General features: G+C 54.4%; 14 protein-coding genes (1 of these 14 running past the window's edge). 5 read left to right on the forward strand and 9 right to left on the reverse strand.

Going from position 1 to position 14,002, the window contains the following annotated elements; genetic code table 11:
- Window positions 1–17: 17 nt before the first annotated feature.
- The 7 genes from hemB to ACJJIE_RS19375 all read right to left on the reverse strand — a co-directional run bounded on the left by hemB (window position 18) and on the right by ACJJIE_RS19375 (window position 7,607).
- Window positions 18–1,028 (reverse strand): porphobilinogen synthase, encoded by a 1,011-nt coding sequence (gene hemB / locus ACJJIE_RS19345; protein WP_444892703.1) that lies wholly within the window; start codon window positions 1,026–1,028, stop codon window positions 18–20.
- A 112-nt stretch (window positions 1,029–1,140) separates the two neighbouring features.
- Window positions 1,141–1,767: a GntR family transcriptional regulator gene (locus tag ACJJIE_RS19350; RefSeq protein ID WP_444892704.1), complete on the reverse strand. Its 627-nt coding sequence runs from the start codon at window positions 1,765–1,767 to the stop codon at window positions 1,141–1,143.
- A gap of 9 nt (window positions 1,768–1,776) precedes the next feature.
- Window positions 1,777–2,949, reverse strand: a complete 1,173-nt coding sequence (locus tag ACJJIE_RS19355; protein ID WP_444892705.1) for a benzoate/H(+) symporter BenE family transporter — start codon at window positions 2,947–2,949, stop codon at window positions 1,777–1,779.
- Between the two features lie 166 nt (window positions 2,950–3,115).
- Window positions 3,116–4,399 carry a glutamate-1-semialdehyde 2,1-aminomutase gene (gene hemL / locus ACJJIE_RS19360; RefSeq protein ID WP_282934422.1) on the reverse strand — a complete coding sequence of 428 codons (1,284 nt, stop codon included), beginning with the start codon at window positions 4,397–4,399 and terminating at the stop codon, window positions 3,116–3,118.
- A gap of 180 nt (window positions 4,400–4,579) precedes the next feature.
- Window positions 4,580–5,365, reverse strand: coding sequence for a bifunctional hydroxymethylpyrimidine kinase/phosphomethylpyrimidine kinase (thiD, locus tag ACJJIE_RS19365; protein ID WP_282934421.1), 786 nt, complete (start codon window positions 5,363–5,365; stop codon window positions 4,580–4,582).
- An 82-nt stretch (window positions 5,366–5,447) separates the two neighbouring features.
- Window positions 5,448–5,870, reverse strand: a complete 423-nt coding sequence (hemJ, locus tag ACJJIE_RS19370) for a protoporphyrinogen oxidase HemJ (RefSeq protein WP_282934420.1) — start codon at window positions 5,868–5,870, stop codon at window positions 5,448–5,450.
- A gap of 33 nt (window positions 5,871–5,903) precedes the next feature.
- Window positions 5,904–7,607 carry a chloride channel protein gene (locus ACJJIE_RS19375; protein ID WP_444892706.1) on the reverse strand — a complete coding sequence of 568 codons (1,704 nt, stop codon included), beginning with the start codon at window positions 7,605–7,607 and terminating at the stop codon, window positions 5,904–5,906.
- Window positions 7,608–7,825: 218 nt separating this feature from the next.
- On the opposite strand from ACJJIE_RS19375, the gene argC reads away from it, so the two are divergent.
- The 4 genes from argC to erpA all read left to right on the forward strand — a co-directional run bounded on the left by argC (window position 7,826) and on the right by erpA (window position 10,662).
- Complete coding sequence (argC, locus tag ACJJIE_RS19380) at window positions 7,826–8,872, forward strand: N-acetyl-gamma-glutamyl-phosphate reductase (RefSeq protein WP_282934591.1); 1,047 nt, start codon at window positions 7,826–7,828, stop codon at window positions 8,870–8,872.
- 53 nt (window positions 8,873–8,925) lie between these two features.
- Window positions 8,926–9,669: a DUF6776 family protein gene (locus ACJJIE_RS19385; RefSeq protein ID WP_413664271.1), complete on the forward strand. Its 744-nt coding sequence runs from the start codon at window positions 8,926–8,928 to the stop codon at window positions 9,667–9,669.
- 33 nt (window positions 9,670–9,702) lie between these two features.
- Complete coding sequence (locus ACJJIE_RS19390) at window positions 9,703–10,146, forward strand: bactofilin family protein (RefSeq protein WP_282934417.1); 444 nt, start codon at window positions 9,703–9,705, stop codon at window positions 10,144–10,146.
- A 162-nt stretch (window positions 10,147–10,308) separates the two neighbouring features.
- Window positions 10,309–10,662: an iron-sulfur cluster insertion protein ErpA gene (gene erpA, locus ACJJIE_RS19395; protein WP_108731633.1), complete on the forward strand. Its 354-nt coding sequence runs from the start codon at window positions 10,309–10,311 to the stop codon at window positions 10,660–10,662.
- Window positions 10,663–10,685: 23 nt separating this feature from the next.
- On the opposite strand, the gene ACJJIE_RS19400 is transcribed toward erpA, so the two are convergent.
- On the reverse strand, window positions 10,686–11,795 hold the full coding sequence (locus tag ACJJIE_RS19400; RefSeq protein WP_444892707.1) for an anhydro-N-acetylmuramic acid kinase: 1,110 nt from the start codon (window positions 11,793–11,795) through the stop codon (window positions 10,686–10,688).
- Window positions 11,796–11,810: 15 nt separating this feature from the next.
- On the reverse strand, window positions 11,811–13,190 hold the full coding sequence (locus ACJJIE_RS19405; RefSeq protein ID WP_444892708.1) for an OapA family protein: 1,380 nt from the start codon (window positions 13,188–13,190) through the stop codon (window positions 11,811–11,813).
- Between the two features lie 276 nt (window positions 13,191–13,466).
- On the opposite strand from ACJJIE_RS19405, the gene tyrS reads away from it, so the two are divergent.
- Window positions 13,467–14,002, forward strand: partial view of a tyrosine--tRNA ligase gene (gene tyrS, locus ACJJIE_RS19410; protein WP_444892709.1) — the start only. Its footprint extends 769 nt past the window's final position; 536 of the gene's 1,305 nt are visible here — the first part of the coding sequence; the start codon lies at window positions 13,467–13,469; the stop codon falls past the right edge of the window.

Consider the following 14,002-nt stretch of genomic DNA (forward strand, 5'->3'; position numbering starts at 1 on the left):
CGCTTTATCGCCGGCTATCAGTCTTGCAGCAACTGTGCGGCTTCTTCGGCGAAATAGGTGAGGATGCCGTCGGCACCGGCGCGCTTAAAGGCCAGTAAGGACTCCAGAATAACCGCCTCTCGCTTCAGCCAGCCATTTTCAAAGGCGGCGCAATGCATCGCATACTCCCCACTTACCTGATAGGCGAAAGTGGGAACCCGCAATTCTTCTTTTACCCGACGCACTATATCCAGGTAGGGCATACCGGGTTTCACCATCACCATATCCGCGCCCTCTTGCAGATCCAGGGCGCACTCGTGCAATGCCTCATCGGTATTGGCGGGGTCCATTTGGTAGCTCGCTTTATTGCCACCTTTCAAGTTCCCGGCAGAGCCCACTGCATCGCGGAAGGGGCCGTAGTAAGCGGAGGCATATTTAGCGGCGTAGGACATAATCAGGGTATTGCTGTGGCCCGCGCCTTCGAGAGCATCGCGAATGGCTCCGATACGGCCATCCATCATATCCGAGGGGGCCACCATATCGGCACCGGCTGCAGCGTGTGACAGGGCCTGCTGTACCAATACCTCAACGGTTTCGTCGTTGACGATATAACCGCTGTGGTCCATCAGCCCGTCCTGGCCGTGGCTGGTAAAGGGGTCCAGGGCTACATCGGTGATAACTCCCAATTCCGGTACCGCATTTTTCAGCTCGCGAACAGCCCTTTGTGCCAAGCCATCGGCGTCGTGGGCGGCACTGGCGCAATCGGACTTTGCCGACGGGTCGACTACCGGAAACAGGGCTATTGCGGGGATTCCCAACTCTCGAACTGTCTTCGCTTTCTTGGCCAACAGGTCCACGCTCAGGCGTTCAACACCCGGCATTGAGGCGACTTTTTGGGTTTCGTTACGCCCCTCAATAACAAACAGTGGCAGGATCAAGTCGTCACTGCTCAACTGGGTTTCCCGCACCAGTCGACGGGAAAAATCCTTTGCACGCAGGCGACGCAGGCGAGTGTTGGGGTAGGCACCACGGCCGAAACTTTGGCTCATCGGGAAATTACTCCGGCTATCCATAGGGCCGCAGAAACCCCGCAGCCGCAATTGGCAGCCATCATATCAAATTGCCGCAGTGGGTGATTTTCGATTGCTGAGGGAAAGCGGTTTAAAAATGGGGCTGATGTAAGTGCCTTACCAATAGTTTGCCGGCGGCTTCTATATGTTTTGCCAGCAGTGCGGCGGCTTGGTCCCCGTTTCCCTCTTGGAGTGCATTGAGTATTGCAAAGTGCTCGTCCTGACTGGTGTCCTGGTAATTCAGACCGTGGGATTGGTAACCGATATAGCGCTCACATTGCCGGTGCAGTTGCTCGACGGTACTAAATAGCGTGGGTCTTGCAGCTGCCCGGTAAATACAGGCATGGAACTCCCAATTCATTTTTCCGATCTGTTCGGCGGAGAGTTCAGGTTTGGCTTGCATGGATTCCAGAATATCTCTGGCCCGCCCCAGAATCTCTCCATTAAGGCTTTCCAGTGCCAGGGATTGCAGCAGCGGTTCCAAGCGCATGCGCATCAGGTAGAGGTCTTCCACTTCAATAGGGTCAAACTGCGGCACTGCGACGCCGCGTTTTCCGTGTCCGGTTAACCAGCCCTCATTTTTCAATCTTTGTAGAGCGTCCCTAACCGGAATACGGCTTACGGCGTAAAGCTCTGCCAGTTCGGCTTGCTTTAGCACCTGGCCGGCGGCGAAGCGCCCATGCTGCAAGTCCGACTTAATTTTTTCGTAGAGGCCCATCGATGTTTATTAATTCCTGCGCTTGAAAAACCAGTAACACACCAGACCTCCCAGCAGCCCCCAAAAGGCAGAGCTAATGCCAAAGAGGCTGATACCGGAAGCACTGATCAGAAAAGTGATAATTCCGGCTTCGCGACTGTCGGCCTCGGCTGTTGCTCCAGCCAGGCTGCTACCAATGACGCCAATCAGTGCCAAGCCGGCGAGGCCAGCAATCAGTGCCTGGGGAAAGGCACTGAATAATGCCACAACGCTAGCGCCACAGAGGCCCACCAACAGATAAAAAATGCCGGCGGCAATGCCGGCGGTATAGCGTTTGTCGGGATTGGGATGGGCTTCCGGGCCGGTGCAAATAGCAGCGGTAATAGCTGCCAGATTAAATGCAAAGCCACCGAAAGGTGTCAGCAATAAAGAAGTGAGGCCGGTGCCGCTAATAACAGGAGATATAGGCACTCTACTGTAGCCACTGGCGGCCAGGGTTGCCGCTCCGGGTAGATTCTGAGAGGTCATCGTGACGATAAAAAGAGGAAGGCCAATGCCAACTAAAGTGGAGAGGCGGAATTCTGGGGTGACCCAAACAGGGTGTGCCGCTTGCCAGCCGATCTGGGCCGATGCAATGAGTTGCAACTTCCAGCAAGTCGCCACTCCAGCCGCTAGTACCAAAATAATGGCATAGCGAGGCGCCCAACGGCGCCCGATCAGATAGGTCACCAACATGATGCCGACCAATAGCGGTTGTGCCTGCAGAGAAGTAAATACTGAGAGACCAAATTGCAGAAGTATGCCTGCGAGCATGGCGCTGGCAATTGGAGCCGGTACCATTCGCGCTACCCGCTCAAAGGCTCCGGACAAGCCCACGAGGAGTGTTAACAGGGCGCTAAACGCAAAAGCACCAATCGCCTCAGAAATGGGTATGCCACTTAAACTGGTGGCCAAGAGTGCAGCACCTGGAGTTGACCAGGCAGTGATTACCGGGGCGCGGTAATACCAAGAGAAGGCAATACAGGTAATGCCCATCCCCAGGCCAAGAGCGCCAATCCAGGAGGCGATCATTGCTTCACTTGCGCCAGCTGCACGCGCGGCTTCAAAGACTATGGCGGCGGAACTGGCTACTCCCACCAGCACGGCGACAAAGCCTGCGCTGATGGCGGACAAGCTGGTATCTGAAAACGGTGAGCTTTTCAAAATGTATACCTTTTATATTTTGTATACATTTTTAGCTGTTAGTTTTTTTGAGCGCAATAACTTTGCGGTGAAGCGACTGGGGCTTTATTGGGGGGGGGGGGGGGTAAAGTAAAATGGGCATAGAAGCAGCACCCGCAGCCTGCGGGTGCTGGAGAGAGGTGGGCAATTAGCCGAGGCGGGCGAAGACGCGTTCAGCGGCAGTGATTGTGGCCTCAATATCCTCATCGGTATGAGCTGCGGACATAAACCCTGCCTCATAGGAGGCCGGTGCCAGGTAGACACCTTCTTCCAGCATGCCGTGGAAGAAACGGTTAAAGCGCTCGTTATCGCAGGCCATTACCTGTTGATAGTTAGTTACTTTAGGTTCTTCGGTGAAGAAGAATCCGAACATGGTGCCGGCCTTATTGGCGGTAATTGGGATACCTGCGGCTTTACCAGCCGCCAGGATGCCCTCTACCAAACGGTCGGTTTTGGCAATTAAAGGCTCGTAGAAGGCGGGTTCTTCCACCAAACGCAGGGTTTCCAAGCCCGCGACCATAGCTACAGGGTTACCGGACAGGGTGCCCGCCTGGTAAACCGGACCCAGGGGTGCAATTTGTTCCATGATCTCGCGTTTACCGCCAAAGGCGCCAACGGGCATACCGCCGCCGATGACTTTGCCGAGGGTGGTGATATCCGCTTCGATACCGTAGAAGCCCTGGGCCCCGGTCAAGCTCACCCGGAAGCCGGTCATCACCTCATCGAGAATCAACAGGGCACCGTGTTGGTCGCAAACTTCGCGCAGGGTTTCCAGGAAGCCGGGTACCGGCGGAATGCAGTTCATATTGCCGGCAACAGGCTCGACGATGATACAGGCGATTTGATCGCCCAGCTCATCGAAGCAGCTGCGCACACTATCAGCATCGTTGTAGCTCAAGGTGATGGTGTGATCTGCCAGGGCGGCGGGAACGCCGGGAGAGGAGGGTACACCCATGGTCAGGGCCCCGGAGCCGGCCTTAACCAGCAGGGAGTCGGAGTGGCCGTGGTAGCAGCCCTCGAACTTCACAATCTTGTCGCGCCCGGTAAATCCACGGGCCAGGCGAATCGCGCTCATGGTGGCTTCGGTACCGGAATTGACGAAGCGCACCAGGTCCATATTCGGCCACAGGCGGCAGAGTTCTTCGGCCAGTTCGGTTTCCAGTTCGGTTGGCGCACCGAAGCTCAGTCCCGATTGGGCCTGTTCCACCACGGCTTCAATAACTTCCGGGTGTGCGTGGCCCAGCACCATGGGGCCCCAGGACTGTACGTAGTCGATGTAGCGTTTCTCGTCTGCATCGTAGAGGTAGGCGCCCTCGGCACGGCGGATAAACACCGGGGTACCGCCGACTGCGCGAAAAGCCCGTACCGGAGAGTTAACGCCGCCGGGAATGTACTGCTGTGCTTCTGCGAAGAGCTGCTCGGATTTACTCATAAACTTATATTCAGGTTCTGCATAAAGGGCCTGGGGAGCATTATCGCGGGGGTGGCGCCTGAGGACAATGTGTAGATTGGCGACGACCGGTCACAGACTGTGTAGACAGAAGATCTCACCGTCATGGGGACGGTGAGACTGATCGGGGCAGGGGCGAAATTTGTGTCAGCAGCTCCAGGTTTAGCGTTCGCACCAGAACAGCCGGTTGGGGATCGGCCTCCCCATTCCCAGGCGCCGGCTGTCTTTGATCGCACTCCAGGCGTACTGCTGACTGCGGGTAACCGCTTCGATAATGGTCAGCCCGTGGGCGATATGGCAGGCAATGGCAGTAGCGAGGGTGCCGCAGACGCCATAGGCCGCTGGCTGCAAGCGCTCCCACTTGAACTCCCGCATGAGGCCGCGCTCATCGTAGAGCCGGTTCTGTAATTGTTGCTCGTGGGGCACGCCAGTCAGCAACAGGTAGCGACAGCCGGATTCGAGGATTTCCTGGGCCATGGCGTCGAGGACATCGGCCTCCACAGCCATGGCGCGAGCTTCCCTGCGGTTGGGGCACACCATGGTCGCCTTGGGCAACAACAGCGACACCATAGCCTCCCACAGAGGCGGGGCGAGTACGCTCTCTTTGTCGGCCAGTGTGGCATCGGGGTCGATAACGACGGGAATATCCGGGTAGTCGTGGAGTACGCTGTGAAGCGCGCGCACATTCTCCACGGAGCCCAGGTAGCCGACCTTGATCGCGGCGATCGGCATGTCTTCCAAAACGGCCCGGGTTTGTTCAATTAGCAGGCTGTCGTCGACTGGGGCGACACCCAGCAATTCACCGGTGTTACACACGCTGATGGCGGTAACTGCCGAGGCCGCATGGCAGCCGAGACTGACCGCTGTCTCAGTATCTGCGGCAATTCCGGCGCTGCCGCTGGGGTCGTGGTGAGTAACGGTCAGAATAACGGGCTGAGGTGTATCCATAAGTGCTCTACATGACGGCCATTAGCTGTGCGCCTAATTCTAGTTGCTGAGCGCCTTTGACAAGGAATGAATACGCGCCAAATTAAAATGGCTTTACGACAACCAAAATGACGATGGCGACAAGTGCAACTGCTGGGAACTCATTAAATATTAGGAAGTAGCGGCGGCTGCGGGTAACGGTTCCCCGGGCAAACTTGCGAACATAGGCGCCACAGATATGGTGATAGCCCAGGAGGAGAACAACAAAAGTCAGTTTTGCGTGCATCCAGCCGGCGGAGGTGTAGTAGGCTGGATTCAAACTGTAGAGCCAAATGCCCAAGGCAACGGTGGCCAGCATGGAAGGAATGGCAATACCGCGATAAAGGCGGCGTTCCATAATACAGAAGCGGTCGCGACTAACGGCATCAGTGGCATCGACATGGTAGACAAACAGTCGTGGCAGATAAAAAAGTGCGGCAAACCAGCACACCATCGCAATAATGTGAAAAGCCTTGATCCACAGCATTGAAAGTCCCCTTAAAAGAAACGGGAAGAAAAATTACTTCCGGTAAAAGTTGTTAATTTGTAGCGGCAGAATAATGCCCGCCGTGCGATTGTCCAGCGAACCGCTTTTATGACGGCAGACATATAGGCCATCCGCGCCACTTCTCTCCAGCTTTTGCGAGGCCTCCAGCATTGTCGCTCGCCAGCTTAGGGACGCCAGCTGTTTGCGTTCGCCGGGTAGTCTCAATAAATCGATCATTTCTCCCGGGTCTAGTAATTTATCTGATGCGGAGGAAGCCTGTTTTTCGCTCTCGGCTGCCTCTTTCGCACCACCGCGAAGAAAAGTTGCCAAGTCTGCTGCACGCAGTAGTTGCGGTGCCGGCTCCTTGGGTAAGTCGATAAGAATCCACTCGGGATGTTGATTAATTAATTCTGTTGCCGCAGCGCGGGTAATTTCCCTAGGAGTCACAACAAAGCTCTGATTCATTTCGCTGGCAACTCCGACACTGCTCAGCATTTGCTGTCGCCAACTCGGCATTCCCGCTTTATTCAGGGCTCGCAGCGTTTCGTGATAGAGACCGATAGTGGAAAAGAGTTGGCGGCTTACTAATGTGGCGACCACGATCATCATCATTCCAGGGAATAAAATATGTGGGTTATAGGTAAGTTCCAAGATAGCGAGTAGCGCAGCTAGAGGCGCATTGAGCATGGCAGCCATCATTGCCGCCATACCCACCATGGCATAAAAGCCGGGGCTCGCGGTGTGCTCACCCAGCCACAAGTTAGCCAGGCCACCGGCAATACCACCGATACAGGCACCGATAATCAGGCTGGGGCCTATTACCCCACCGGGAATTCCGAGCCCTGCCCCCAAAGCGGTTGCGACTAATTTCGCGGCGACAATAGCAATGAGTGTCGCGACCCCCAACTCCCCCAGCATTGCCATCTGCAAAGTGTCATACCCACCGCCGAGGATTTCCGGTACCCAGATACCCAAGGTGCCAGTAACAAGGCCAACCAAGAGAAACCGAAGAAGTGGGGAGTAACGCTGCTGGGGAATCAAAATACGCTGGGAGCGGATAAATAATCCGGCGAGAACCCCAATAACCAGTGCGCACACAAAAAGTAGCGGCAGCTCGGCAAGGGAGTTGAGTTGAATCGCGGGTACATTAAAGTCCGGCTGGCTACCGAAAGTCAGCTGGGTGATGGTGCTACCGGCAACAGCCGCGAGAATTATGGGTAAAAAACCTGCCACAGTATATTCGAGCATCACGACTTCCATCGCGAATACCACGCCCGCCAGCGGGGTATTAAAGGAGGCCGCAATTGCTGCGGCTACACCACACCCCAGTAGGTTGCGACCAGAATTATTGGGGAGCTTCAGCGCCCTAGCTAACCAGCTGCCACTGGCTGCTCCCAAGTGTACAGCTGGGCCTTCCCGCCCCACCGAGTGGCCGCTAATTAAAATTATTGCGCCGGCAAAAAACTGCAGCAGGGCATTTTGCATTGGCATTTGCCCCTGGTGGTTGTAGAGCCGGTCCAGGACATGGACCACTCCCACCTGGCGGCGTCTGGGATTTAGAAATAAATAGATACATCCCACTACCAGAGAGCCGATGACAGGCAATGCGAAGCGCCAGAATGGGGGAAGGGATTCGTAATTTTGTGGGATTGATAAAAACAGCGTGGTCGGCCACTCCATTGCCAGCCGAAAAAGTACAGTTACCCCTCCGGCCAGGATGCCGGTGATCAGGGCCATCCCCAGTAAAGGCGCCAGCGCGTCTTTGGAGGAAAGCTGTAAGCGTATATTTTCGAGGCTGCCCGGCCTAACTAAATAACGCGAAAACGACTTTTTTAGCGAGTTCCTTGGGGGCTGTGACACCGCACATCCTTAAAATGCTGGGGCTTGTGGTAGAGTGCCTGTCTGGTTTTACGATTATCGTCTCAGTTGGCGGATATACCGGAGATTTTAGCAAGGTGATAAAAGTAGCGATTGTCGGGGGCACCGGCTATACAGGGGTGGAATTACTTCGGCTTCTCTCAACACATCCACAAGCGGAAGTTACCGCAATCACCTCCCGTTCGTTGAATGGTACCCCGGTTGCCGAGCTTTTCCCTAGCCTGAGAGGGCACTCGCAGCTGTCTTTCTGTAGCCCCGATCTCGAACAGCTGGCGGATTGTGACGTTGTATTCTTCGCTACACCTCATGGCGTTGCCCAGGCCCAGGTACCGGCACTTATTGAACGCGGAGTTCGAGTGATCGATTTGTCCGCCGATTTCCGTTTGAAAGATATACCTACCTGGGAGCAGTGGTACGGTCAGGCCCACGCCGCTCCGGAATTAGCTCAAAGCGCTGTTTATGGTTTGCCAGAAGTTAATCGGGAACAGATTGCCAATGCGCAGTTGATAGCCTGCCCGGGCTGTTATCCCACCGCGATTCAATTGGGATGGATACCGCTTTTGGAAAAGGGCCTGGTAGAACCTGGTGAGCTGATCGCCAGTGCGGCCAGTGGTATCAGTGGTGCGGGGCGACAGGGTAAGACCGACTTGATTATGGCTGAGAATAGCGACAACTTCCGCGCATATTCTGCCGCCGGGCACCGTCATTTACCCGAGATTGAACAGGGGCTTCGTCGAGTGCAGGCCACTGAATCCTCTCCCGCGCAGGTGACTTTTGTACCGCATTTACTTCCCATGATTCGCGGTATCCACGCTACTTTATTTGCCCGGTCAGTGGGGAAGGTTGATGCCGATGAGCTTCAACAGATCTTTGAAAACCGCTATAAAAATGAGCCTTTTGTAGATGTGATGCCGGCGGGCAGCCACCCTCAGACTCGTACGGTTAGAGGGACCAATATGTGCCGCATCTCGGTATTGCAACCTCAGGAGCGGGATACGGTACTGGTATTATCGGCCATTGATAACCTGGCCAAAGGCGCGTCCGCCCAGGCAATCCAGAATATGAATATTATGTTTGGCTTAACTGAGACGTTGGGCCTGGATAGCCCGGCACTGCTGCCTTAGAATCGGGTGTTTCCCGACAATCGATAAATCCCGGATAAGACTTAGCAGATTTCATGGTGCTCAAAGTTAAAGGCAGCAAGCAGTACCGCATGAAAGTGGTGCCTCATAAACCCTTCTCTGGTGTCATTGCCGTAGTGGGGGTCGTTTTTTTGGTATTAGTGACCTCGGCCGGGTCCTATTTCGCCGGGCAGTATCAGCTGCGCCAGAGCCTCGATCGCAAGACACTGGAGCATACTCAAGTACTCGATCGTGTTACCGCGCTTCAGAGTGAGAATGAATCCCTGCGAATGAGGGTTGCCACTGCAGAGCAGTCGCTGACTATCGGTGAGCAGGCGAGTGAGTCGGTGCGTGCGGAACTGGTGCAGAAAGAGAGCCAGATCGCAGAGCTAAAGCAGGAAATTTCTTTCTATCGCGGCGTCATGGCCCCTGAAGATGGGGGTGAGGGGGTGTCCATTGGACGCTTTATCCTCTCGCAGACCGGCGATCCAAAAAGTTACCAGTACAAGTTACAGATCAAACAGTCCGCAGCGCGTCGGGATGTTGTAAAAGGCACGGCCACATTTACCGTAGTGGGCCGTCAGGATGGGGAACCGAAGAGTTACCCTCTGAAGGAACTGTCGGAGCAGGTGGATAGTGAGTCGATTCAGCTGCGTTTTAAATATTTTCAGAATATCGAGGGAGAGCTGCGCTTGCCGGAGGGATTTGTGCCCGAAGGTGTGGAGTTGTCACTTAAATCTTCTGGGCGCAAGGGCTTTAATATTGAGCAGCGCTACGGTTGGTTAGTACAGGAAAGTTAGCATAGGTGCCAAAGGCACGAGGTTTTGGGGATTATGTTAAGAAAAAAAGAGAAACAGATAACTATGGCCAATACCGGTAGTAACCACACGACTTTGATCGCTCGTCAGACTGAGATCAGCGGTGATATCCACTTCCGTGGCAACCTGGTCATCGAAGGTAAGGTGCGTGGCAATGTTACCGCTCACAGTGATAGTGATGCGCGCCTGCAAATTGTGGATGGCGGCATCATTGAGGGTGAAATTCGTGTGCCTCAGGTAGTGATCAATGGCAATGTCAAAGGGGATGTGTTTGCTGCGCGCCACCTGGAGCTCGCTTCCAAGGCAATGGTAGAAGGCAATGTACACTATAAGCTGATCGAGATGCTGAAAGGTGCCCAGGTAAACGGTGCCCTGGTATCCAGTGCCGACTTGAGTAGCGCGGGTGAGCCCCATATGCTCGGCTATTCCGAAGATGAAACTGTCATTGAAGCCTCTTAAGTCCGGGTAGTATTGGCTGGCGCTGGTACTTTGTTGTACCGGCCCACCTGTCGGTTAATACTTGACTGAATTGCTGGGTTTAAGCAAGATGACGCCCCCGGGGCTGCACTCGTTATAACTTTTATACGAGCGGTGAATGTCCCGATGAGTTGAGAGAGACTTATGTCAGAAGCTGTATCCTTTTCTCCCGCGCCACTCGTGGTCACAGACAAGGCTGTGGCCAAGGTAAAAAGCCTGTTGGAAGAGGAGGGCAACCCGGAGCTGAAACTCAGGGTGTTCGTGACCGGAGGCGGCTGTTCCGGTTTCCAATACGGTTTTACCTTTGATGAATTGGTTGCCGAAGATGATGCCATCATAGAAAAGGATGGCATTCAGGTCTTGGTGGATGCGATGAGCTACCCCTACCTGGTTGGCGCCAATGTTGATTACGAAGAAGGCCTTTCGGGGTCGCGCTTCGTAGTACAAAATCCCAATGCGTCCGCTACCTGTGGCTGCGGCTCCTCTTTCTCTATTTGAGAAATCCTAACCCGTCCTATTGATCAGGGCGGGTAAATAGCCCCTAGAACCGCCTCTTTCTGCGCGCCAGTCACTCCCGGGCAATTACCGGGCAGCCCTCTCAATGTCTGGCGGGCCAACCAAGCAAATCCAACGGCTTCGAGCCAGTCTGCGTCAATACCGTAACTGCCCGTGTCAGTAATAGACCAGGTGGGCAAGCGGCGCTGTAATCGTGTAACCAAGTCCTTGTTTTTTGCCCCGCCCCCGCAAGTGAGCAGCTCGCCGCCTTCGGCAAAATTATGCACGGCGTCGGCGATACTGGCTGCGGTCACTTCAGACAGGGTCGCCTGCACATCTACCGGCGCCACTTCCAAACCGGCGCAGGCCTGTTCGAGCCAGCTGGGGTTAAAAGTTTCACGGCCAGTACTCTTGGGTGGCTCGGCGGAGAAATAGGGATCTGAAAGGAGGCGGTTGAGAAGTTCAGCATTGGCGCGACCGCTCGCGGCCCAGTCTCCATTTCTATCGTAGGGCTGGTTTTTGTGTAGGTTCACCCAGTAGTCGAGTAATGCATTACCTGGACCTGTGTCATAGCCGTAAACCTGGCCATCTGCCGTCAGCTCAGTGATATTGGCCATCCCCCCAATATTGACCACAGCACGGCTTCCATCAGTTTTGAAAGCGGCCTGGTGAAACGCCGGCATTAAAGGCGCTCCTTGACCACCGAGAGCGATATCCCGGCGACGGAAATCCGCAACGGTGCAGATGCCCGTCAGTGCTGAGATGGTGTTGGGGTCACCGAGTTGCAAAGTAAAGGGAGAAGTCACTGTGCCTGGGGGGCGGTGGCGTACGGTTTGGCCGTGACTGCCAATGGCGGTAACAGACTGACCCTCAACACCGGCTCGGGCTAGCAGGGTATTGGTGGCTTCGGCAAAAACCTGTCCCAGTTGCCGGTCTAACTGTCCGGCGCGATCCAACTCTGAAGGGCCGGGGGCACAGAGGCTGAGGATAGCCTCGCGCAGGCCGCTGTGAATCGGGTGGGCTAGCGCAGCCAGGATACGGGTGTTTATTTTTTCTTCATCGCCAAAATCGACCAGCACCGCGTCAATGGAGTCAACGCTGGTGCCGGACATCAGGCCGATAAACAGATCGGGCATATTCGTTGGCGCTTGTTAGGGGCTTTCTTCATCCAGTTGAGCCAGAGCCGGCCCCTGGAAGTTTTCTAGTTTCGCCAGAAGTGGCTGGGTCTGGTTTTTAAAACGGATCATCTCAGAAGTCGGTACCGACTTTGCCTTGGGCAATTTGCGCACAATGGTGGCGGGGTTGCGATGTCTGCCATCCACCAGGAATTCGTAGTGCAAGTGCGGGCCAGTGGCATAACCGGTAGACCCCACAGTGCCAATAACCTGGCGCTGCTTAACGCGCTGGCCCTTTTTGACTTTGCGCTTGGTCAGGTGGAGATAGCGGGTTACATACCGTTCGCCGTGCTGGATAAATACGTAGTTGCCGTTGGGTTTGCTATAGCCGGACGCGATAACCCGACCATCGCCAGTAGAGTAAACGGGGGTGCCTCTTGGAGCGGCATAGTCGGTGCCATTATGAGGTCGGCGTGACTTGAATACAGGGTGCAGGCGGCTCGGGTTGAAGTGAGAGCTGATACGGACTATGTCCAGTGGTGTGCGGATAAATGCCTTGCGCATACTTTTGCCTTCAGGCGTGTAGTAATTGGCATCACCACTGTTATCCACATAGCGTACAGCGCTAAAAGTTCTTCCCTGGTTGGTAAAACTGACCGCCAAGATAGGACCGTTGCCAATTTTCTCCCCATCCAGGAACAACTCTTCGAACATCACACTAAAGTTGTCGCCCTTGCGAATATCTAGGGCAAAGTCGATATCGGAGCTGAATACATCCGCCATCTCCATTATCAGGCTGTCACTCAGCCCAGCATCGCTACCGGCCAGGAATAGGGAGCTATCGATCTGGGCCTGTCGGTAAGCCGGGTGGCTGTCGGGCTCACGAGTTATCAGTGCGTGTTCAAACTTATCTGCATTTGTGCGGGTAAACTCAATTTGATTGAGTCGGTCCCGCTGCAATTTAAGGGACTGCAGCTGGCCATCATTATTTGTTTGAAAGGTCAGCTCTTCACCCGGAGTTAGACGTGCCAGCTGTTTTGCCTCTTTGCCGCTACCCAGAAGCTGGTACATCTCTTTGGCGCTGATTTTTGCACGTTGAAATAGGTCTGACAGAGTATCCCCGTTACGTACTTCAAGACTCAACGACTTGACCGCCTCAACACTGACGTTAAGCAGTGGGGTCTCCGCCGGCGTATAAGTGAGTGCAGGTTTGGCTTCAGTGCTGTCGCCGCTTGTGACCTCTGAAAGTTTGACGGGTAGCGATGTACGTTTGGAGGAAATCTCCGGTGAAGGAATCAGAACGGCCAGCATAAGGACAAAGGCTGCGATGCCAGCGGTCAGCGCATGAACGCGGGGAAAATGCTTGGGTAAGCCGCCAATACGGAGGCCTGTACTCGATTTACGATGGTTTTGCATGGCGTTAGCGGATGGTACTGGCGGTCGTTGTTATTTGCGCTTGAAAAACTGAGTGTCTAAAAAACAGGCATTGGAGGGGCTTTATAGCAAAAAAGCCGCCTTGGTTCACGAGATAATTGACACGTCTTTGCACGGTTTGGTTCCTCATGAATTTTGTTTTTAGTGCGGATACTGGGCTGCTGCACGCTTGTATTTGCCGCAAACTTCGGTAATGTTGCAGCGCATTTTGCCGCCGCTTGGTGGCGCTAATTTCAAGCCTATATATGAGGGGAAAGCATGGCTGGGGTCGACATGATACTGCTTGAAGACTTGGACCGTCGCGGATTAATTAATCAAGCGACTGGTGACGGCGAACTGACGCAGCATTTGTCGGAGAGTCGAACCCTGTATTGCGGTTTTGATCCCACTGCAGACTCCCTTCATATAGGCAGTCTAGTACCGTTGCTGACCTTGAAGAGGTTTCAGGCGGCAGGGCATAAACCAATTGCACTGGTTGGCGGTGCTACAGGGCTGATTGGTGACCCTTCTTTTAAGGCTCAGGAGCGCAGTTTGAATACCCCCGATATTGTTGCGGGTTGGGTAGACAAGCTGAAAAGCCAGGTTTCCCAATTTATCAATTTCGATTGTGGGGAAAATAGTGCCATTGTCGCCAATAACCTCGACTGGACTCGCGACCTCAATGTGCTCGATTTCCTGCGCGATGTCGGCAAGCATTTCTCTGTTAACAATATGGTTAACAAAGAGTCCGTTAAGCAGCGTATCCAGCGAGAAGGTGAAGGTATTTCCTTTACTGAGTTTTCCTACATGTTGCT

The sequence above is a fragment of the Microbulbifer maximicatervae (SeqCode) genome, from assembly GCF_052467325.1.

Excerpts from the sequence above, each read along its gene's own strand:
- erpA (WP_108731633.1), top strand. The coding sequence starts at position 10,309 with ATGTCAGAAGCTGTATCCTTTTCTCCCGCGCCACTCGTGGTCACAGAC.
- hemL (WP_282934422.1), bottom strand. The coding sequence starts at position 4,399 with ATGAGTAAATCCGAGCAGCTCTTCGCAGAAGCACAGCAGTACATTCCC.
- ACJJIE_RS19385 (WP_413664271.1), top strand. The coding sequence starts at position 8,926 with ATGGTGCTCAAAGTTAAAGGCAGCAAGCAGTACCGCATGAAAGTGGTG.
- ACJJIE_RS19400 (WP_444892707.1), bottom strand. The coding sequence starts at position 11,795 with ATGCCCGATCTGTTTATCGGCCTGATGTCCGGCACCAGCGTTGACTCC.
- ACJJIE_RS19375 (WP_444892706.1), bottom strand. The coding sequence starts at position 7,607 with ATGGCCCTGATCACCGGCATCCTGGCCGGAGGGGTAACTGTACTTTTT.
- ACJJIE_RS19390 (WP_282934417.1), top strand. The coding sequence starts at position 9,703 with ATGTTAAGAAAAAAAGAGAAACAGATAACTATGGCCAATACCGGTAGT.
- thiD (WP_282934421.1), bottom strand. The coding sequence starts at position 5,365 with ATGGATACACCTCAGCCCGTTATTCTGACCGTTACTCACCACGACCCC.
- ACJJIE_RS19405 (WP_444892708.1), bottom strand. The coding sequence starts at position 13,190 with ATGCAAAACCATCGTAAATCGAGTACAGGCCTCCGTATTGGCGGCTTA.
- ACJJIE_RS19350 (WP_444892704.1), bottom strand. The coding sequence starts at position 1,767 with ATGGGCCTCTACGAAAAAATTAAGTCGGACTTGCAGCATGGGCGCTTC.
- hemB (WP_444892703.1), bottom strand. The coding sequence starts at position 1,028 with ATGAGCCAAAGTTTCGGCCGTGGTGCCTACCCCAACACTCGCCTGCGT.
- hemJ (WP_282934420.1), bottom strand. The coding sequence starts at position 5,870 with ATGCTGTGGATCAAGGCTTTTCACATTATTGCGATGGTGTGCTGGTTT.